The 19,120-nt window shown below is 76.0% G+C and carries 17 protein-coding genes and 1 pseudogene; 12 read left to right on the top strand and 6 right to left on the bottom strand.

Going from position 1 to position 19,120, the window contains the following annotated elements; all coding sequences use genetic code 11:
- Positions 1-35: 35 nt before the first annotated feature.
- The 3 genes from ppgK to map all read right to left on the bottom strand — a co-directional run bounded on the left by ppgK (position 36) and on the right by map (position 2,165).
- Positions 36-818: a polyphosphate--glucose phosphotransferase gene (ppgK, locus tag ACRYMY_RS14210; RefSeq protein WP_432547929.1), complete on the bottom strand. Its 783-nt coding sequence runs from the start codon at positions 816-818 to the stop codon at positions 36-38.
- A gap of 104 nt (positions 819-922) precedes the next feature.
- Positions 923-1,117, bottom strand: coding sequence for a PspC domain-containing protein (locus ACRYMY_RS14205; RefSeq protein ID WP_432547908.1), 195 nt, complete (start codon positions 1,115-1,117; stop codon positions 923-925).
- Between the two features lie 178 nt (positions 1,118-1,295).
- On the bottom strand, positions 1,296-2,165 hold the full coding sequence (gene map / locus ACRYMY_RS14200; RefSeq protein WP_432547907.1) for a type I methionyl aminopeptidase: 870 nt from the start codon (positions 2,163-2,165) through the stop codon (positions 1,296-1,298).
- 94 nt (positions 2,166-2,259) lie between these two features.
- Here map and ACRYMY_RS14195 point away from each other — a divergent pair, with 94 nt between their 5' ends.
- From ACRYMY_RS14195 to ACRYMY_RS14140, 12 genes and pseudogenes are all read left to right on the top strand, one after another.
- Positions 2,260-2,445, top strand: coding sequence for a hypothetical protein (locus ACRYMY_RS14195; RefSeq protein WP_369054719.1), 186 nt, complete (start codon positions 2,260-2,262; stop codon positions 2,443-2,445).
- 280 nt (positions 2,446-2,725) lie between these two features.
- Positions 2,726-3,985 carry a toxic anion resistance protein gene (locus tag ACRYMY_RS14190; RefSeq protein ID WP_369070125.1) on the top strand — a complete coding sequence of 420 codons (1,260 nt, stop codon included), beginning with the start codon at positions 2,726-2,728 and terminating at the stop codon, positions 3,983-3,985.
- A 7-nt stretch (positions 3,986-3,992) separates the two neighbouring features.
- Entirely contained in the window at positions 3,993-4,901 is a 909-nt protein-coding gene (locus ACRYMY_RS14185; protein WP_432547906.1) for a hypothetical protein, read from the top strand.
- A gap of 33 nt (positions 4,902-4,934) precedes the next feature.
- On the top strand, positions 4,935-6,167 hold the full coding sequence (locus ACRYMY_RS14180) for a hypothetical protein (protein WP_432547905.1): 1,233 nt from the start codon (positions 4,935-4,937) through the stop codon (positions 6,165-6,167).
- 87 nt (positions 6,168-6,254) lie between these two features.
- Complete coding sequence (locus ACRYMY_RS14175; RefSeq protein ID WP_369054724.1) at positions 6,255-7,067, top strand: AIM24 family protein; 813 nt, start codon at positions 6,255-6,257, stop codon at positions 7,065-7,067.
- Between the two features lie 144 nt (positions 7,068-7,211).
- The gene (locus tag ACRYMY_RS14170) at positions 7,212-7,787 is read left to right on the top strand and encodes a TerD family protein (RefSeq protein WP_432547904.1); all 576 of its coding nucleotides are present in this window, start codon (positions 7,212-7,214) and stop codon (positions 7,785-7,787) included.
- Positions 7,788-7,979: 192 nt separating this feature from the next.
- Positions 7,980-9,197, top strand: a complete 1,218-nt coding sequence (locus tag ACRYMY_RS14165; RefSeq protein ID WP_432547903.1) for a DUF475 domain-containing protein — start codon at positions 7,980-7,982, stop codon at positions 9,195-9,197.
- A gap of 467 nt (positions 9,198-9,664) precedes the next feature.
- The gene (locus ACRYMY_RS14160; protein WP_432547902.1) at positions 9,665-10,228 is read left to right on the top strand and encodes a hypothetical protein; all 564 of its coding nucleotides are present in this window, start codon (positions 9,665-9,667) and stop codon (positions 10,226-10,228) included.
- A 121-nt stretch (positions 10,229-10,349) separates the two neighbouring features.
- On the top strand, positions 10,350-10,931 hold the full coding sequence (locus tag ACRYMY_RS14155) for a TerD family protein (RefSeq protein WP_432547901.1): 582 nt from the start codon (positions 10,350-10,352) through the stop codon (positions 10,929-10,931).
- A gap of 49 nt (positions 10,932-10,980) precedes the next feature.
- Positions 10,981-12,183 carry an HpcH/HpaI aldolase/citrate lyase family protein gene (locus ACRYMY_RS14150; RefSeq protein ID WP_432547900.1) on the top strand — a complete coding sequence of 401 codons (1,203 nt, stop codon included), beginning with the start codon at positions 10,981-10,983 and terminating at the stop codon, positions 12,181-12,183.
- A pseudogene (locus ACRYMY_RS14145) lies at positions 12,180-14,836 on the top strand (phosphoribosyltransferase domain-containing protein). Before ACRYMY_RS14150 ends, ACRYMY_RS14145 begins: the two are co-directional and overlap by 4 nt.
- Positions 14,833-15,669, top strand: a complete 837-nt coding sequence (locus ACRYMY_RS14140; protein ID WP_432547899.1) for an HAD family hydrolase — start codon at positions 14,833-14,835, stop codon at positions 15,667-15,669. The pseudogene ACRYMY_RS14145 and the gene ACRYMY_RS14140 overlap by 4 nt, the downstream one beginning before the upstream one ends.
- A 12-nt stretch (positions 15,670-15,681) precedes the next feature.
- Here the strand turns inward: ACRYMY_RS14140 and ACRYMY_RS14135 are convergent, their stop codons facing one another.
- From ACRYMY_RS14135 to ACRYMY_RS14125, 3 genes are read right to left on the bottom strand one after another with little or no spacing between them, the layout of a single operon-like run.
- On the bottom strand, positions 15,682-16,596 hold the full coding sequence (locus ACRYMY_RS14135; protein WP_432547898.1) for a carbohydrate ABC transporter permease: 915 nt from the start codon (positions 16,594-16,596) through the stop codon (positions 15,682-15,684).
- Positions 16,596-17,555 (bottom strand): carbohydrate ABC transporter permease, encoded by a 960-nt coding sequence (locus tag ACRYMY_RS14130; RefSeq protein ID WP_432547897.1) that lies wholly within the window; start codon positions 17,553-17,555, stop codon positions 16,596-16,598. Before ACRYMY_RS14130 ends, ACRYMY_RS14135 begins: the two co-directional genes overlap by 1 nt.
- Positions 17,556-17,606: 51 nt before the next feature.
- Positions 17,607-18,884 carry an ABC transporter substrate-binding protein gene (locus ACRYMY_RS14125; RefSeq protein ID WP_432547896.1) on the bottom strand — a complete coding sequence of 426 codons (1,278 nt, stop codon included), beginning with the start codon at positions 18,882-18,884 and terminating at the stop codon, positions 17,607-17,609.
- Between the last annotated feature and the right edge of the window lie 236 nt (positions 18,885-19,120).

The raw sequence follows: 19,120 nt of genomic DNA, 5'->3' as shown, positions 1-19,120 counted from the left end.
CTAGCGCCGGGCCCGGTGCCGCGGACAGCGGGGACCTAGCGCGGGGAGCGCGCGGCGGCCGCCGCCAGGCACGCCGCGCCGATGATGCCGGCGTCGTTGCGCAGCTGCGCCGGCACGATCGGGGTGCGCAGGTCCAGCAGCGGCAGGAACTTCTCGTGCTTCTTGGACACCCCGCCGCCCACGACGATGAGGTCCGGCCACAGCAGGTCCTCGACGTGGGAGTAGTAGCGCTGCAGGCGCTTGGCCCACTGCGACCAGGACAGGTCGTCGCGCTCGCGGGCGGAGTCGGCGGCCTTCTTCTCCGCGTCGTGCCCGCCGATCTCCAGGTGCCCCAGCTCGGTGTTGGGCACCAGGGTGCCGTCGACGACGAGGGCGCTGCCGATGCCCGTGCCCAGGGTGGTGACCAGGACGACGCCGTGCACGCCCTTGGCGGCGCCGAACGCCGTCTCGGCGTACCCGGCCGCGTCGGCGTCGTTGACGACGACGACGGGCCGCCCGGCGGCCTCGGAGAACAGCGACTCGGCGTCGGTGCCGATCCACGAACGGTCCACGTTCGCCGCGCTGCGCGCGATGCCGTGCTGGATGACGGCGGGGAAGGTCACGCCGACGGGCGCGTCGGCGTGCTCCGGGAAGCGGGCCAGCAGGTCGGCCACGACCGCGGCGACGGCGGCCGGGGTGGACGGCTGCGGGGTCTCCACGCGCACCCGCTCGGCGGCGAAGGCGCCCGCCGCCAGGTCCACCGGGGCGGCCTTGATGCCCGAGCCGCCCACGTCCACCCCGAGCGCGAAGCCGCCGCCGGTGGCGGCGGCGGGCGCCAGGACGGGCTCGTCGGTGGGGGTGCTGGCGGGGGTGGCGTCGTCGCGGGTCACGGTCGCCGACTCTAGGGGCGCGGCCCGCCTCCTGCCGAGCGCGCCCCGCGTCCTCAGCCGGGGTCCTTCGGCATGATCGCCCACAGGACCAGGTAGACGACCACCTGCGTGCCGGGCAGCAGCAGCGAGGCGATGAACAGCGCCCGCACGACGGTCGGCGACCAGCCGAACCGGCGTGCCAGCCCGGCGCACACGCCGGCGACCACCTTGCCCTGCTGCGGACGGGACAGGCTCGTTCCAGCGGCCACGGGGGTCCTCCCTCGGTCGGTGGCGGGGACCCGGCCGGTCCCCGCCGCTGGCCGCGACGCTGCCACCGGCGCCGGTCCACCGCCAGGGCTCCCGGGGTCCGACCGGGGTCAGACCGGGGTCAGACCGGGGTCAGACCGGGGTCCCCCCGGGGTCCGGCCGGGGTGCCCCGGAGGAGCCTCAGGGGACGGTCAGCACCTCGGCGCCGGTCCCGGTGACGACGAGGGTGTGCTCGAACTGCGCGGTGCGCGAGCGGTCCCGGGTGACGGCCGTCCAGCCGTCCTCCCACAGGTCCCACTCGTGCGTGCCCAGGGTGAGCATCGGCTCCACGGTGAAGACCATGCCCGGCTCCATCAGCGTGCCGTGCTCGGGCGCCGCGTCGTAGTGCGGGACCACGAGGCCGGTGTGGAACGCCGGCCCGACGCCGTGGCCGGTGAAGTCGCGCACCACCCCGTAGCCGAACCGCCGGGCGTACGCCTCGATGACGCGGCCCACGACGTTGATCGCGCGTCCGGGCGCGACGGCCGCGATGCCCCGGCGGGTGGCCTCGCGGGTGCGCTCGACGAGCAGGCGGGACTCCTCGTCCACCTCGCCGACGCAGAAGGTGGCGTTGGTGTCGCCGTGCATCCCGTCCAGGTACGCCGTGACGTCGACGTTCACGACGTCGCCCTCGCGCAGCACCGTGGAGTCGGGGATCCCGTGGCAGACGACCTCGTTGACGCTGGTGCACAGCGACTTCGGGAAGCCGCGGTAGCCCAGCGTGGACGGGTAGGCGCCGTGGTCGAGGAGGTACTCGTGGCCCACGCGGTCCAGCTCGTCGGTCGTGACGCCCGGGGCCACGTGCCGGCCCACCTCGGCCAGCGCGCGGGCCGCGAGCCGGCTGCTGCGCCGGATCCGCTCGACGCCCTCGGCGTCCACGACGTCGGGCCCGGTCCACGGCGCGGGCGCGGGGCGGTCCACGTACTCCGGGCGCGGGATCGAGGCGGGCACGGACCGGCGGGGGCCGACGGTGCCGGGGACGAGCGCGGCCGGGGGAGCACCGGGGGTCATGCCCGGATCCTAGGTCGTCGCCCGCGCCCGGCCCCCGGACCGCGGGGCGCGCGCGGGGCGTGCGCCCGGTGGCCCGGCGGCGCAGGATGCCCGCATGAGCCAGGGACCGTTCTACTTCAACGTCGACACCGGCCAGGTGGAGGAGGAGCGCGGCAAGAGCCAGCAGCAGCACCTCATGGGCCCCTACGCCACCCGCGAGGAGGCCGCGCGGGCGCTGGAGACGGCCCGCGCGCGCACCGAGGCGTGGGACCGCGAGGACGCCGAGGAGGACGACCGCTGAGCCGCCGGGACCCCTGAGGGCACTCGGGGGCGGTCCCCCGCGTTCGACGGACGACGGGCGTCCGCGCTCCGCCGCCCGGGGCAGGCCCGGGTACGACGTGCGGTGGATGACCGCCGGGGCCCGGCCGGGCGATGATCGACCGGGCGCCGGCCGTCGCCCGGCCCCGTGACGGGGTCGCGACCTACGATGGCCGGGCAGCCCGGGGCGACCCGGGGCAGCAGGGCGCCGGCCGCCGCAGCACCGCGGCGGGCGGGGCAGTCGAGAGGACCGGGGGAGACACATGTCGGAGTCGCTGGACCTGAGCAAGCCGCTGAGCCCGCCGTCGGCTCCCGCGGCCCCGCCCGCGACCGACCTGCAGCTGACGCCGCCCGCTCCCGTGCCCGTCGTCGCCGACGACCAGGCCGAGAGCATGATCCCGCTGGACGAGGCCACGCGCACCGAGCTGGCCCGCAAGGCGCAGGCGTTCGTGGAGGACCTCGCCGCCCAGGACCCGCGCTCGCCGGCGTTCGCCAAGAAGGTCGACGACATCGTGCGGATGGGCGAGCAGGAGGTGCGCGCCTCGGCGCAGGTGTCCAACCGGATGCTCGAGCGCCCCGCGTCCTCGCTGGCCGGCGCCAAGGGCCAGAAGGCCTCCGGCCCGGGCGCCGACGCGCAGGTCAAGGTCGCCAACACGCTGCTGGACCTGCGCCGCACGGTCACCGAGCTGGACCCGGGCCGCGCCGACCTGAAGGGCCCGCGCCGGCTGCTGGGCGTCATCCCCTTCGGCAACAAGGTGCAGCGCTACTTCGAGCGCTACGCCGACGCCCAGTCCCAGCTCGACGCCATCATCAAGGCCCTGGCCTCCGGGCAGGACGAGCTGCGCAAGGACAACGCCTCCATCGAGGCGGAGAAGCAGAACCTGTGGGCCACGATGGGCAAGCTCACCGAGTACGCGACCCTGGCCAAGTCCCTGGACGCCGCCACCGTCGCCAAGGTCGAGCAGCTGCGCGGCAGCGACCCGCAGGCCGCCGAGGCCCTCACCTCCGACGCGCTGTTCCCGATCCGCCAGCGCCACCAGGACCTGCTGACCCAGCTGGCGGTCAGCGTGCAGGGGTACCTGGCGCTGGACCTGGTGCGCAAGAACAACATCGAGCTCATCAAGGGCGTCGACCGCGCGCGCACGACGACGGTCTCGGCGCTGCGCACGGCGGTGGTCGTCGCCCAGGCGCTGGCCAACCAGAAGCTGGTCCTGGACCAGATCAACGCGCTGAACACGACGACGAACCAGATGATCCTGTCGACCTCGGAGATGCTGCGGCAGCAGACCGGGCAGATCCACGAGCAGGCCGCCAGCGCCACCGTGTCGGTGGAGACGCTGCAGAAGGCGTTCGACAACGTGTTCGCGACGATGGACGCCATCGACACCTTCAAGCAGCAGGCCGTCGTGAGCATGGCCACGACCGTCGACGCGCTGGAGGGCCAGGTGCACCGCTCCCGCTCCTACCTGGAGCGCGCCCGCAACGGCGAGCAGGCGGGTCCGGCCCTCGAGGGGGGTCGGTGAGCAGGCCGTGAGCGAGCGGACGCCGGGCCCGGCGCCCCGGGGGTTGCGCGGCCAGCGGCGCGAGGTCGCGCCCACCGGCGCGCGCCCCGTGCGGCGGACCTCCCGCGGCGCGGCGCAGGCCCCGCCCGAGGTCGTCTCGCGCCGGCTGCGCAGCCGCGCCTGGCGCGCGGCGAACTCCTGGTGGCTGGCGCTGCCGGCGGTCGGGCTGCCCTGGCTGGCGTTCCTCTACATGGGCCTGCGCGCCCGGCGGCCGCAGTGGGTGGCCGCCTCCGCGGGCTACTTCGTCGGCGCGGGCGGGGCGCTGTCGCTCCTGCTCACCGACCCGTTGCTGCTGAACCTGCTCGGCGCCCTCGGGCTGCTGGGCCTGTGGGGTCTGGGGCTGGTGCACTCGGTCATGGCGAACTCCCGGTGGTTGCGCATCAAGGCGGCCTTCACGGACCAGCCGGTCCTCCAGGGGCCGCCGGAGCCAGCCGCGCCGCTCGCCCCGAGCGACCCGGTCGCGGTCGTCGGCGAGCAGCTGCGCGCGCTGGTGCGCCGCGTCAACGCCGCGGGCGGTCGCCTGCCGGACGGGGCGGTGCCCAAGGTCCGCGAGATCGAGGACGTGCTGCGCCCCGTCGTCGCCCACGTCGCCAAGCGCGGTGTGGAGGCCGAGGAGCTGCACCACCTGGAGACGATCGTCGGGGAGTACCTGCCCGCGGCGGTCGACCGCTACCTGGACCTGCCCGACGACTACGCGCGCACCCACCGCGGCGCGACCGGCGCGACGCCGGCTCAGGAGCTCCTGACCCAGCTCGGGCTGCTGCACGAGGGAGCGCTGCAGCTGCGCAGCGCGGTCTACGACCACGACGCGCAGCAGCTGGCCGTGCAGGGCCGCTTCCTGGACGCCAAGTTCCGCCGTTCCGACCTCGACCTGTAGTCGAGACCCGCCACCGATCCGAGGGGGTGCACCGTGGCCGTCGACCTCATCAAGCCGGGAGCGGGGGAGGACCCGCAGGAGCCCGTCGCGGGCGCCGCGCCCACCGCTGAGCCCACCGCCGTGCCCACCGCCGTGCCCGTGGACCTGCCGCCCCCGGCCGCCCCCGCCGCCCCCCACGACGTCGTCGCCCGGCCGCTGCGCAACCAGCTGCAGGAGGAGCTGCCCGGCCGCCGCGGCCGCCTGCACGACCGCGTCCACGCGCAGGTCCAGTCGCAGGTCCACGACGCTTTCAGCCTGCAGGAGCGGGTGCAGGCGCAGGTGCAGGAGGCGCTCAACGCCCGCCTGGTCCTGCGGGGCCAGCGGCCGCCCGCGCACCGCCCGCACCCCGCCGCCCTCGAGCTGCCGCCGCCCCCGCCGCCCGCCCCGCAGGTGCGCCGGCCGGGACCGATGGCCTCCTGGGGCGAGGACTGGGTGGTCCTGGACGAGCGGACCCTCAAGCCGGCCGGGGTGAACCTGCCCCGCCTCGGCTTCGTGCCGGCCCCCGTCCTCGGCGCCGTGCGCGGCACCTGGCTGGCCGTGTGGATCGTGCTCTTCGCGATCGGCGCCCCCGCCGCCGCCCTGCCGCTGATGATCCTGTGGATCGTGGCGACGGCCTCCTTCGACGAGCACGCCCGCGCCCTGCGCAAGCGCCGCAAGCGGGAGCTGAACCGGCTGCGCGCCCAGGGCCGCACCGGCCCGCCCCCGCACCCGGGCGGCGGCGCCCCCCCGGGCCCGCCGCCGGGCGGGCCGCGCGTCCAGCCGCCCCCGCCCGCCCGGCCGGTCGCCGGGCCCCCGCCGCCGCCTCCCACGTCGGAGGCCGAGCGCTCCCTGGAGCGCGTCGTCCAGCGCGTCCAGGCCGCCCGCGAGCGCTTCGAGGAGCCCGAGCTCGACCTGTTCCGCCGCGTGGAGGGCGTCCTCACGCCCCTGCTGGTGGCCCTGCGCACCCGCGGAGCCCCCGTCGAGGTGCGCCACGACCTGGAGGCCATCGCCCGCGAGCACCTGCCCCGCACGGTGGAGGACTTCCTCGTCCTGCCGGCCGACTACGCCCGCGAGCACCGCACGGCGGCCGGGACCACCCCGGCCGACGAGCTGCGCAAGCAGCTGGAGCTGCTGCACACCGGCGCCCTGCAGCTGCGCGACGCCGTCCACGACCGCGACGTGGACCGCCAGGTGCAGCAGAGCCGCTTCCTCGAGGCGAAGTTCCGCCGCAGCGACCTGGACCTCTGAGCCGCCCGCCGGCGCCCGGCCGGCACCACCTCGTCCCCGCCCGTCCCGCACCGCCCGCCCCGCGGGCCACCTCCCGGAGGACACCCCGTGACCCTCGACGTCCAGCTCGTCGGCACGACCACCCAGATGGCCGTCGTCTCGCTGCGCCCCGGCCAGGTCGTCTACTGCGAGGCGGGCAAGTTCCTCTTCTCCTCCGGCGACGTGCGGATGGAGACCAAGCTGTCCGCGCCCGCCGACCCCCACGCCGGGACCGCCGCCGGGCCCGGCGGCGGCCTGGGCGGGCTGCTGCGCGACGCCGTGGGCGCCGGCAAGCGGATGCTCGCCGGGGAGTCGTTCGCCTTCCAGCACTTCTCCACCCCCGGCGGCGACGGGCTGCTGGGCCTGGCCGGCGTGCTGCCCGGCGAGATGCGCCACCTGGAGCTCGACGGCGCCACCACGTGGTTCGCGGAGAAGGACGCCTTCGTCGCGGCCGAGGCGGGCGTGCACTTCGACGTCGCCTTCAGCGGGCTCGGGCAGGGCCTCATGGGCGGGGAGGGCTTCGTCCTGGAGAAGTTCACCGGCCGCGGCTCCCTGCTGCTGGCCGGCGCGGGCGACTTCATCGACATCAACCCCGCCGACTACGGCGGCACGCTGCGCGTCGACACCGGCTGCGTCGTCGCCTGGGACGACCGCATCACCTACGGCGTGGAGACCGTCGGCCGGCTCAACCGCCAGGGCGTGATGAGCGCCGTCTTCGGCGGCGAGGGCCTGACCCTGGCCACGCTGCGCGGGAACGGGCGCGTCATCCTGCAGTCGGTGACCATCGAGGCCTTCGCCAAGGCGCTCGCCAAGAACAGCCGGAAGCCCGACCAGCAGGGCACCGGCGCGCTGGGGGGCCTGTTCTCCGGCTCGCGGGACTGACCCGCGGGGCGCAGCCTCCCGGCAACGCGCAGCCGCCGGGCGGCACTCACCGCCCGCGGCGCGCGTTCGACAGCACGGACGTCGGCTCCCGGGCCGGCGCAGGACGGACACGACGGTGGGCGACCACCAGGACGGAGCGACACCATGGGCGTCAGCCTCAGCAAGGGCGGCAACGTCTCCCTCACCAAGGAGGCGCCGGGCATGACCCGCGCCGTCGTCGGGCTCGGCTGGGACGCGAACAGCTTCACCGGCGCCGAGTTCGACCTCGACGCGCAGGCCATCATGGTCGGACCCGACGGCAAGGTCCCCAACGACGGCTACTTCGTCTTCTTCAACCAGCTCAAGAGCCCCGAGGGCTCGGTCGAGCACACCGGCGACAACCGCACCGGTGAGGGCGACGGCGACGACGAGAAGATCAACGTGGACCTGTCCGGGATCCCCGCCGAGATCGACAAGGTCGTCTTCACGGTCGCCATCTACGACGCCGACACCCGCAAGCAGTCCTTCGGCCAGGTCCGCAACGCCTTCATCCGCGTGGTGAACGCCGACGGCGGCACGGAGGTCGCCCGCTACGACCTGTCCGAGGACGCCTCCACCGAGACCGCCATGGTCTTCGGCGAGCTGTACCGCAACGGCGCGGACTGGAAGTTCCGCGCCGTCGGCCAGGGCTACGCCTCGGGCCTGCGCGGCATCGCCACGGACTTCGGCGTCAGCGTCTGAGCACCCGCGGCGCGTGAGGCGCGCGCGGCACCGGCGACGGTGCCGCGCGCGTCCCGCTCGCACCACCCGCTCCGCTCGCCCCGCGCCCCACCCCGCACGGGTGGACGCCGGCTGGCCGTGCTTCCGACCGGCTGCCAAGCTGCCTCGTCGCCCGCGTCCGCGGGCACCGGTACACCTGGGAAGAGCAGGCGCGTGATCCTCAAGACCTACGGCTGGTCCTTCGGCGTCACCGCGGTGGGCCTCGTGCTCGCCGCCTGGTACGGCAGCGGCTCGGGCACCGGGGCCCTGCAGGCCCTGGCGCTGGTGGCGATCCTCGGCGTCCTGGAGGTCAGCCTCTCCTTCGACAACGCCGTCGTGAACGCCACGGTGCTGCAGCGCATGAGCGAGTTCTGGCAGCGGATCTTCCTGACGGTCGGCATCGTCATCGCCGTCTTCGGCATGCGGCTGGTCTTCCCGATCCTGCTGGTCAGCGTCACCGCGGGCCTCGGCCCGGTCGAGACCGTGCGCCTGGCCCTCGCGGGCGGGTCCCCGGAGGAACCCGGCACCTACGGCTACCAGCTCAACGAGGCGCACCCGACGATCGCCGCGTTCGGCGGGATGTTCCTGCTCATGCTCTTCCTGGGCTTCGTGTTCGGCGAGAAGGAGCACCACTGGCTGGCGCCGCTGGAGCGCCTGCTGGAGCGCGCGGGGCGCCTGCAGGCCGTCAACGTGGTCGTCGCCTCCGCCGTCCTGCTCGTGGTGGCCGAGACCTTCGCGACCGAGCACGGCCGCACCGTCCTGGCCGCGGGCCTGGCCGGCATGCTGACGTACCTGCTGGTCAACGGCCTGGGCGAGCTGTTCAACGTGGAGGAGCACGCCGGGCACGACGAGGACGCCCCGGCGGGTGAGCGCGCGGAGGGCGAGCGGGCGGCGACGCCGCTGGACGGCGGCGGGGCGCCCGTGCCTGCGCGCGGCGGCACGAGCCGGCCGACCGCGGCGGCGAAGGCCACCGGCAAGGCGGCGTTCTTCCTCTTCCTCTACCTGGAGGTCCTGGACGCGTCGTTCTCCTTCGACGGCGTCGTCGGCGCGTTCGCCATCACCTCCGACCCCATCGTCATCGCCCTCGGCCTGGGCATCGGCGCGATGTACATCCGCTCGATGACCGTGCACCTGGTGCGCGAGGGGACGCTGGCGCAGTACCCGTACCTGGAGAACGGCGCCCTGTGGGCCATCGGCGCCCTCGCCGTCATCCTGCTGCTCAGCATCGAGGTGGAGGTCCCGGAGGTCGTCACGGGCCTGGTCGGGCTGGCGTTCATCGTCTCCGCGCTGGTGTCCTCGATCGTGCACAACCGCCGCCACCCCGAGGACGCGCACGTCGGGACGGAGGGCGGGGAGCCCGCGCAGCACGAGCAGGCGGCCACCGGCCGCTGACCGGCGGGCGGGGCGGCGCGAGGCCGTCCAGGAGCGGCACGACGAGGGGAGCGCGGGTGGCGGGCGGCGGGCGGCCGGACGAGGCGGTGCACACCTTCCTGGGACGCCCGGGCCCGCGGCGCAGCGCCCGCACCCTGGCCGACCACCTGCACCCGCCGCGCCCGGCACCGCGGGCGGCGCCCCGGCCTCCGCAGCCGTCGCCGCAGCCGTCGCCGCAGCCGCAGCCGCAGCCGTCGCCGCAGCCGCAGCCGCAGCCGTCGCCGCAGCCGCAGCCGTCGCCCCAGCCGGTGGCCCGCCCGGCGCCCCCGGCGGCCCGGCCGGCCCCGCGACCGGCACCGTCCCCGACGACCCGGCCCACGTCCCGGCCGGCGCCCGCCCCGGCGCCGGCGCCCGCCCCGGCGCCGGCGCCCGAGGTGGGGCGGGCGCGCGCGGCGGAGGCCCGCACCGTCCTGGACGGCGACTCCCCGGTGACCACCGTGCCGGCCGCCGCCCGCACCGGCGGGACGCTGCGCATCACGCTGCGCTGGACGCCGCAGGTCAGCGCCGGCGGGCTGCGCCGCAGCACCGACGTGCACCTGGGCTGCCTGTGGGAGACCCGCGACGGGCACAGCGGCTCGGTGCAGGCCCTCGGCGGGCTGCTCGCCGCCCCCGGGTACGGCACGCGCCAGGTGCTGCGGCTGGGGCCGCGCACCGAGGAGGAGGGCGAGGAGCTGCTCGTCGACACCCGCCACCTGGACGTGCTGCGGCGCGTGGTCCTGTTCCTGCACGGCACCCGCGGCGCCCCGGACTGGGCGGCGCTGGACCCGCACCTGACGCTGCGCCGGCGCGACGGCAGCCGCCTGCAGGCGTGGGCGGGCGAGCCGGCCCCGGGCGCGCGCACGTGCGCCCTGCTGTCGGTGCACGACGTGGCCGGCGACCTGGTGGTGCGCCGCGAGGCGGAGTGGTTCACCGGGCCGGCCGCCGAGGTCGCCGCGGCCTACGGCTTCGACCTCGACTGGGACCCCACGGGCACCGTCCCCCGCGCGTCGTGAGGGCCGCGCCCGCGGGGGTGGCAAGCTGACCCGGGGCCGTGACCTGGACGAGACCAGGACGCGGCCCCCACCACCCGCACGGGCACCACCACGACGACCACGACGACCCGCAGGAGGAGCGATGGCGGTCAGCCTCAGCAAGGGCCAGACGCTGAGCCTGGAGAAGTCCGGCGGTGGCCGGCTGACCCGCGTCTTCATGGGGCTGGGCTGGGACGCGGTGGCCCGCGGGTTCCTGGGCCGGCGCAAGTCCGTCGACGTCGACCTGGACGCCTCGGCGCTGCTGTTCGACGCGCGCGGGGAGCTGGTGGACCAGGTGTGGTTCCAGCAGCTGCGCAGCCGCGACGGGTCGGTGCAGCACACGGGCGACAACCTGACCGGCGCCGGCGAGGGCGACGACGAGCGGATCGTCGTGGACCTGTCCGCCGTCCCGGCCGCCGTCGCGTCGGTGGTCTTCACCGTCAACAGCTTCACCGGGCAGGACTTCTCCTCGATCCAGAACGCGTTCTGCCGCCTGGTGGACGCGGCCGGCCCGCAGGAGGTCGAGCTGGCCCGCTACGAGCTGTCCGGCGCCGGCCGGCACACCGCGCAGGTCATGGCCAAGCTCACCCGCCAGGGCAGGGGCTGGGCGATGACGGCGATCGGGCAGACCGCCTCGGGGCGCACGTTCAGCGAGCTGCTGCCCGCCGTGCGGCCGCACCTGTGAGCACCGCCCCCACCGCCCCGCCCGGTCCCGGCGCCCACCGGCGCTGAGGGTGCGGCACTTCTCCGCCCTCGACGCCGGCACCGTCGAGCGGCTCTTCCACGCCCCGCCGGAGCCGGTGGACCTGGCCGGCGACCGCGACGAGCTGGCCGTCGCGCTGGGCGCGACCCTCTACTGCCCGGCGACCCGCCAGCGGCTGGCCGGGGACCTGCTGGGGCTGTCCGCCCGCGGGGTGCTCAGCGCGGTGGCCTGCCTGGAGGACTCGGTGCCCGACGGCCGCGTCGCCGAGGCCGAGGACACCCTCGTGCGCGAGCTGGCCGGGCTGGCGCGCGCCCCGCAGTGGCGCGAGCGGCCGCCGATGATGCTCTTCGTGCGCGCCCGCACCCCGCAGCAGCTGCTGCGGGTGGTCGAGCGCAGCGGGGAGGGCCTGGACTGCCTGCTGGGGTTCGTGCTGCCGAAGTTCGGCGGCTCCCGGCAGCCGGAGCCGGAGCGGTGGCTGGCCGCGGTGCGCCGCGCGGGCGAGCTGGCCGGACGGCGCCTGTGGGCGATGCCCGTGCTCGAGAGCCGCGACATCGCCCACCTGGACACCCGGCAGGCCGCCCTGCTGGCGGTGCGCGACGTGCTGGACGGGAACCGCGACCTCGTCCTGGCCGTGCGCACCGGTGCCACCGACCTGTCGGCCGCCTACGGGCTGCGCCGGCCCCGCGGGCGCACGGTGTGGGACGTGCGGGTCGTGGCCGACGTCCTGGGCGACGTCGTCAACGTCCTGGGCCGCGCGGACGGGTCCGGGTACCCGATCACCGCGCCCGTGTGGGAGCACTTCACCTCGGGCGAGCGCGTGGTGCGCTCCGCGCTGGACGCCGGGCCCTTCGAGGAGTCCGGCGCCGAGCAGCTGCGCCGGCGGCTGGAGGAGGCCGGGCTGGACGGCCTGGTGCGCGAGCTGGAGCTGGACCGCGTCAACGGCCTGCAGGGCAAGACGGTCATCCACCCCTCGCACGTGGCGGTGGTGCACGCCCTGTCGGTGGTCACGCACGAGGACTTCTGCGACGCGGTCGACATCGTGCGGGCGCCCGGTGGCGGGGCGATGGCCTCCAGCTACCGCAACAAGATGAACGAGGCGGGTCCGCACCGGCCGTGGGCCGAGCGCGTCCTGGCCCGCGCCCGGGCGTTCGGCGTGGCCCGCGAGGACGTCACCTACGTGCACGTGCTGCAGGCCCAGGACGAGGCGCACCGCGCCGGGCGGGCGGCCGGGTGAGCGCGGCCGAGCCCACCGGGGCGCCGCTCTGGAGCGGGACCTGGGTGGCGCAGCGGCTCGGGGTCCGGCTGGAGGACGCGGGCGGCGCCGACGGGCTCGGCGCGCACAACCTGGTCGGCCTGGCGCTGCGCCGCAACCCCCGCCGCGCGCACCTGCTGGTCTCCACCGTCCTCGGCAAGCACGTGCCCACCGATCCGCGGCTGGTGCGCGCGGCCGCGCTGCGGCTGGGGCACCTGGTGGGCGACGTCCTCGCCCCGGGCACCCCGGCGCCCGGTCCCGCGCCGGCGGTGTGGCGGGCGGCCCTGGCCGGGGACGGCGCCGCCGCGGCGAGCGCCCTGGCGACGGTCCTGGACCCGCCGCCGCGCGTGCCGCACGCCCTCGTCCTGGCCTACGCCGAGACGGCGACGGGACTGGGGCACGGGGTGGCGCAGGCGCTCGGCTGCGCGTGCCTGCACTCCACCCGCCGGTCCGTGCCCGGGGCGGTGGACGCGGCCGCGTTCGAGGAGGAGCACTCGCACGCCACCGGGCACCAGGTGCTCGCCGCCGACCCGGAGGTGCTGGCCGCCCTCGACGACGCGCACGTGCCGCTGGTCCTCGTCGACGACGAGCTGTCCACCGGCCGCACCGTGGCGAACACCCTGCGGGTCCTGCACGCGCGCACCGCCCGCCGCCGCTACGTCGTGGCGGGGCTGCTGGACGTGCGCTCGGACGCGGACCGCGCCGCGCTGGACGCCCTGGCCGCCGAGCTGGGCGCCCGCGTGGACGTCGTGGCGCTGGCCCGCGGGCGCGTGCACCTGCCGGCGGACGTCCTGGCCCGCGGCGCGGCCCTCGCCGCCGCGGCGGCCCCGCCGCCGGTGTCCACCCCCGAGGACCCCGGCGGCCCGGGCGACGTCGCCGTCCTGGGCGGCGGCTGGCCGGACGGCCTGCCGGTGACCGGCCGGGCCGGGACGTCCGCGGCCGACGCCCACCGCGTGGCGGCCGCGTGCGAGGAGGTGGCCGGGCGGCTGGCGGTGGAGCTGGCGCAGCGGCTGGCCGGGGGCGCCGCGGCACCCGGCGCGCCGCAGGTCCTCGTGCTCGCGACCGAGGAGCTCCTGGACGCCCCCCAGCGCGTCGCCGCCGCCCTCGCCGGCCGGCTGCCCGCCCTCGTCCCCGGCACCCGCGTGCTGGTCTCCTCCACGACGCGCTCACCCGTGCCGGCCGTCGACGAGGCCGGGTACGCCGTGCGCACGTCGCTGGCGCTGCCCAGCACCGACCGTCCCGTCGACGGCCCCGGGCCCCGCTTCGCCCACAACGTCCCCGGCGCGCGGCGCTGGGGCGCGTGCGTCCTCGTCGCCGACACCGCCTCCTCGCGCGCGGCGCTGCTGGCCCCGGGCGGGCCGCTGGCCGCCCTGCGCCCGCTCGCCGACCACCTGCTGCTCGTCCACCTGCCCGCCGACGCCCGGGAGCTCGCACCGTGACCAGCACCACCACGTCCGCCGCCCCCGGCGCGCCGCGGCGCCCGCCGCAGCCGCTGCGGGGGCCGGGCTTCGGCTCCTACGCCCCCGACGAGGTCGGCTGGCTGCTGACCGACCTGTCGGGCGTGGCCCTGGAGGCGCCGGTGGAGGAGCGGGAGGAGGCCGTGCAGTCCGGCGGCGCGCACTACGCCGAGTCGCTGCCCGTGGAGCACCGCCCCGGCCCCGCCTACCGCGCCCTGTACGAGGAGGCGCTGCGCCGCTCGGCCCGCCGCGTGGCCCTCGGGGTGGGCGTGGTGGCGGAGCTGCTGCGCGCCGAGCGCGGCGAGCGGGTCGTGGTGGCCTCGCTGGCCCGCGCGGGGACGCCCGTCGGCGTCCTGCTGCGCCGGTGGGCCGCGCAGCGGCTGCACCTGGACTGGCCGCACTTCGCGGTCTCCATCGTCCGCGGGCGCGGCGTCGACGTCGCCGCGCTGCGCTGGCTGGCCGAGCACCACGACCCGGCGCGGGTCGTGTTCGTCGACGGCTGGACCGGCAAGGGCGCGATCGCGCGGGAGCTGTCCGCGGCGCTCGCGGCCGCGCCGGTCGCGGGGTTCTCCGACGACCTGGCGGTGCTGGCCGACCCCGGTGCGTGCGTGCGCACGTTCGGCGGGCGCGGCGACTGGCTGGTGCCCTCGGCGTGCCTGAACTCCACGGTCTCTGGGCTGGTCAGCCGCACCGTCCTCAACGACCGGCTGCTGGCGCCGTGGCAGTTCCACGGCGCCAAGCACTACCGCGACCTCGCCGCCGACGACGTGTCCGGCGACTTCCTCGACGCGGTGACCGCCCGCTTCGGCGAGGTCGCCGGGGAGGTGCCGGCCGCGGCGGAGACGGTGCGCGCCGGGGACCGCACCGCCACCTTCGCCGGGTGGCGGGCCGTGGAGGAGCTGTCGGCGGCGTACGGGATCGGCGACGTGAACCTCGTCAAGCCCGGTGTGGGGGAGACGACCCGGGTGCTGCTGCGGCGGGTCCCGTGGCGGGTGCTGGTGCGCCCGGACGCCGAGCTGGAGCACCCCGGGGACCTGGCGCACGTGCGGCTGCTGGCCGCCGAGCGCGGGGTGCCGGTGGAGGAGGTGCCGGGCCTGGCCTACAGCGCCGTCGGCCTCGTCCACCCGCGGTACACGCGCGGGGCGACGGGCGCCGACGGGCGGGCGGTGCGCGCGTGAGCGGCCTGCTGGCCGCCAGCGACCTGGACCAGACGCTGGTCTTCTCCCGCCGCTCGGCGCGCGCCGACGTGGCCGGCCTGGTCCCGGTCGAGGAGTACCGGGGGGAGACGATCTCCTGGGTGACGCCGCGCGCCTGGGAGCTGCTGGGCCGGCTGGTCGCCACGGGCGCCTTCGTCCCGGTCACGACCCGCACGAGCGAGCAGTACGCGCGGCTCCGCTGGCCCGGCCCCGCGCCCCGGTGGGCGGTGACCGCCAACGGCGGGGTGCTGCTGGCCGACGGCGAGCCGGACGCCGCCTGGGCGCGGCGGGTCGAGGCGGCGCTCGCCGGCTGCGCGCCGGTCGAGCTCGCGCACGCGGCGCTGGCCCGGCTGGCCGCCGACCTGCACGCCGCCGTCCCCGGCTCGGAGGCGCCGGCGGTCCGGGCCGTGAGCCGGCTGTTCTGCTACGCCGTGCTGCGCGAGGGGCAGCGCCAGGAGCTCGAGGGCCCGCGGCTGGGCGAGCTGACGGCGCTGCTGGACGGCTGGGGGCACACCGTCTCCCTGCAGGGCCGCAAGCTGTACGCCGTGCCGCGGCCGCTGACGAAGTCCGCCGCGGTCGCCGAGGTCGCCGCCCGCCTGGGCGCGGACGGCTTCGTCGCCGCGGGTGACTCGCTGCTCGACGTGGACCTGCTGCGCGCGGCCCGCACCGCCCGCCGCCCCCGCCACGGGGAGCTGTTCGCGGCCGGCTGGGACGGGCCGGCGCAGCTGACCGCGGCCGTCGGCGCCGCGGCGGGGGAGGAGATCGCGGCGTGGCTGCTCGCCGCCGCGACCCCCGCCCCCGCGCAGGTCACCTGATGGCGCCCCGCATCACTTGATGGCGCCGCGGGTCACGCCGGACATCACCCAGCGCTGGGCGAAGACGTAGACGAGGATCGTCGGCGCCATCGCCATGAGGTACGAGGCGAACGCCACGTTGTAGTCCGTGGAGAACGCCAGCTGGAAGATCTTCTGCACGACGGGGATCGTCTGCAGCGTCTGGTCGGCCGTGATCAGCGAGGGCATCATGAAGTCGTTCCAGCTGGCCAGGAACGCGAAGATGCCGACGGTGGCGTTCATGGGCGCCAGCAGCGGGAAGATCAGCTTCCAGAACACCTGCCAGGTGCTGGCCCCGTCCATCCGGGCGCTCTCCTCCAGCTCGGCCGGGATGGAGCGCAGGAACGCCGAGTACAGCAGCACGCTGAAGGACAGCTGGAACAGCACGTGCAGCAGCGCCACGCCGCCGGGGTTGTCCAGCGCCAGCCAGCTCGTCAGCTTCACCTGCGGCAGCGCCACGACGGGGAACGGGATGAACATCGCCGCCAGCAGGTAGAAGTACGACCAGCGGAACAGGCGGCGGTCCCAGTTGCGGGCGATGGCGAAGGACGCCCAGGAGGCCAGCAGCAGCGTGCCCGCGACCGTCGCCGCGCTGATCGCCGCGGACACCGCGAACGCGCGGGCGAACCCGGTCAGCGTCCACGCGTCGACGAAGCTGCCCCAGTTCAGCGGCCACGGCGGGGCGAAGCCCGTGCCGGCGACGGCCTGCTCGGGCGTCTTGAACGCCATGACGACGGCGAAGTACAGCGGGACGAGGACCGTCAGGGAGGCCAGCGCGAGCAGCGCGGTCAGCCCCCAGCCGCGGAAGCGGCGGCGGTCGCCGACGACCTCGACGGACCGGCGCGGCTTCGCGCCCCTGGCCGCGGCGGAGACGGTGGCGGGGTCGGTGGTGAACCCGGTGGTGGCCATCAGAGCGACACCCCTCGACGTCGGATGATCTGCAGCTGCAGGACGGAGATGACGACGGTGACGACGAAGAACATGACCGCGTTGGCCATCTGGTAGGCGTAGTCGCCGCTGGTGAAACCGGTGAAGATGGTCATGGCGACGCTGCGCGTCGCGGTGCCGGGACCGCCGTCGGTCAGGCCCACGATGATGTCGTAGGCGTTGAGGAAGTTCTTGAAGCCGAGCACGGTGTTGATGACGACGTAGCCGGCGACGAGCGGCAGCGTGATGGAGGCGAACTGCCGCCAGGCGCTCGCGCCGTCCAGGGCGGCGGCCTCGTACACCTCCTCGGGCACGGCCAGCAGGCCCGCCAGGTAGATGATCAGCGCGCTGGGGACCGCCTGCCAGGCGGTGACGAGGACGACGCCGAGCCAGGCGAGGTCCGGGTTGGCCAGGATGCTCTCCTCCAGCCCCGTGATGCCCAGCGAGGAGGCGATCGCGGGCACGGAGGAGGACAGCAGGTAGTTGAAGACGAACGCGATGACGATGCCGGAGACGACCATCGGGATGAAGAACACCCCGCGCAGCGCCGTCTTGAACTTGATCCGCGCGTTGAGGCCGAGGGCCAGGGCCAGCGCGACGACGTTGACGAGCACGACGGTCACCACGGCGAAGCCCAGGGTGAAGGCGTACGCGGAACGGATGTTCGGGTCGGTGAACAGCACCGCGTAGTTGGCCAGCCCGATGAACTCCCAGTCGCCGTAGCCGACGTAGTTCGTGAGGCTGACCGCCGCGCCCGCCAGGGCGGGCAGGGTGATGAAGGCCGTGAACAGGGCGACCGCGGGCAGCAGGAAGAGGTGGAAGGTCAGGTCGACCGGCTTGCGGCGCTGGCGGACGACGGCGACGCCGTCGCCCGCGGCGCCGTCCGGGCCGGTGCCGGACGCCCGGCGGGCGGGCGCCTGCCGGCTGGAGGTGGTGGCCACGAGGGGGCTCCTTCGGTCCGTGGTGGACGGGGGTGGGGGAGGCCTCGGGCCTCAGGCGGCCGAGCGCGTCGCCAGCCGCGCCCAGTCCTCGTCGACGCGGCGCAGGAACGTGGCGGCGTCGCCGGAGCGCACCGCGTCCTGCAGGTAGTTGCCCAGCGGGATGGTCAGCGGCACGTAGGTGTTGGCGCCCTGGTAGATGCGGCCCTCCTCGAGCGCGGGCTGCAGGCCGACCAGGCGCGGGTCCTCCAGCGGCTGCGCGTCCAGCAGCGGGGAGGTGGCGAGGTTGTCGGCGTTGTAGCGGGCGATCACCTCGTCCTGCATGAGCCACTGCAGCATCTCGCGCGCCGCGCCCTGGTACGGCGAGGCCGTGGGGATCCACAGGGCCAGGTCGAGGTTGACGCGGGCGCGCGCCTCGGCAGGGTCCTCGGTCATCGGCAGCGGGAAGGTGCCGAAGCGCAGGTCGGGGTCGACCTTCTCCAGCTCGCCCAGCGCCCACGGGCCCTGGAAGTACATGGCGGCCTCGCCGCGGCCGAAGGCCAGGTTGCCGTCGGCGTAGTCGCGGCTGGCGGCGTCGCGGTTGGAGAACGCCGCCAGCTGCAGCATCTTCTCCACCGGCTCGCGGAACTGCTCCGAGAAGGACACCTCGGCGTCGGGGCCGGCGTCGGGCCCGAGCTCGCGCAGGTCGGCGAAGAAGCCGGCCACGTCCAGGGCGCTGCCGGTGCAGTAGTCGAACAGCCCCTGCTGGATCGTCCACACCTCCGCGTACGTGCTGTACAGGGGGGTGACGTCGGCCGCGGCGAACGTCTCGCACGCGGCCAGCAGCTCGCTCCACGTCGTCGGCACGGCGACGTCGAAGCGCTCGAAGATCTCCTCGTTGTAGATGACGCCCGCGGAGGCCACGGAGTAGGGCAGGACGTTCGTCTGCCCCTCGTTGGTCGCGAACTGGTCGACGAGGTCCTGGTACTGCGGGTCGACGCGCTGCGCCTCGGGCAGGTCCGACAGGTCCGTCAGGACGCCGGTGGAGACGTAGTTGCCGACCTCGAGGGTGTAGTTCCAAGCCGCCAGGTCCGGCGGCTGGTTGCGCACGAACTGCGGCACCAGGGCGGTCTGCGAGGAGTCGTGCACGGCGCGCACGCGGTCCTGGGAGGCGTTGAACTCGGCGACGAGGTCACCGAAGTACCCGATGACCTCGGGCTTGTTCTGGAAGAAGCGGACCGGGTCGGGTCCGGAGCCGCCGGACCCGGCGCCGCAGCCGGCAGCCGTCAGCGCGAGCCCGCCGGCGCCCGCGGCCAGCAGCGAGCGGCGGCTGAGGTGTCCTGGGGGTAGCACGTCGTCGTCCCTCCCGTCTCGGGGACCCCGCCGGCGCCGTCGCCGGCGGGGGTGGTGCTGGGGTGGTGCTGGGGTGGTGCTCGGGTGGCGGGGGGCGGCCCGGGGGGGCCGCGCCCCCCCCCCCCCCACCCCCCCCCCACCTCGCGCGGGTGTGCGTGCGGCGCCGGGGCGCCGCACGTGCTGCAGCCCTGCGGGCTGCCTCCCGGCCGGCCACCACCCCGGCTAGGCTGCGGGGA

Source organism: Kineococcus haloalkalitolerans (assembly GCF_050871905.1).
GTDB lineage: Bacteria > Actinomycetota > Actinomycetes > Actinomycetales > Kineococcaceae > Kineococcus.
Note: the sequence above shows the minus strand (reverse complement) of the source record. Positions and strands in the feature narration are given on the sequence as shown.

Excerpts from the sequence above, each read along its gene's own strand:
- map (WP_432547907.1), bottom strand. The coding sequence starts at position 2,165 with ATGACCCCCGGTGCTCCCCCGGCCGCGCTCGTCCCCGGCACCGTCGGC.
- ACRYMY_RS14195 (WP_369054719.1), top strand. The coding sequence starts at position 2,260 with ATGAGCCAGGGACCGTTCTACTTCAACGTCGACACCGGCCAGGTGGAG.
- ACRYMY_RS14190 (WP_369070125.1), top strand. The coding sequence starts at position 2,726 with ATGTCGGAGTCGCTGGACCTGAGCAAGCCGCTGAGCCCGCCGTCGGCT.
- ACRYMY_RS14170 (WP_432547904.1), top strand. The coding sequence starts at position 7,212 with ATGGGCGTCAGCCTCAGCAAGGGCGGCAACGTCTCCCTCACCAAGGAG.
- ACRYMY_RS14155 (WP_432547901.1), top strand. The coding sequence starts at position 10,350 with ATGGCGGTCAGCCTCAGCAAGGGCCAGACGCTGAGCCTGGAGAAGTCC.
- ACRYMY_RS14135 (WP_432547898.1), bottom strand. The coding sequence starts at position 16,596 with ATGGCCACCACCGGGTTCACCACCGACCCCGCCACCGTCTCCGCCGCG.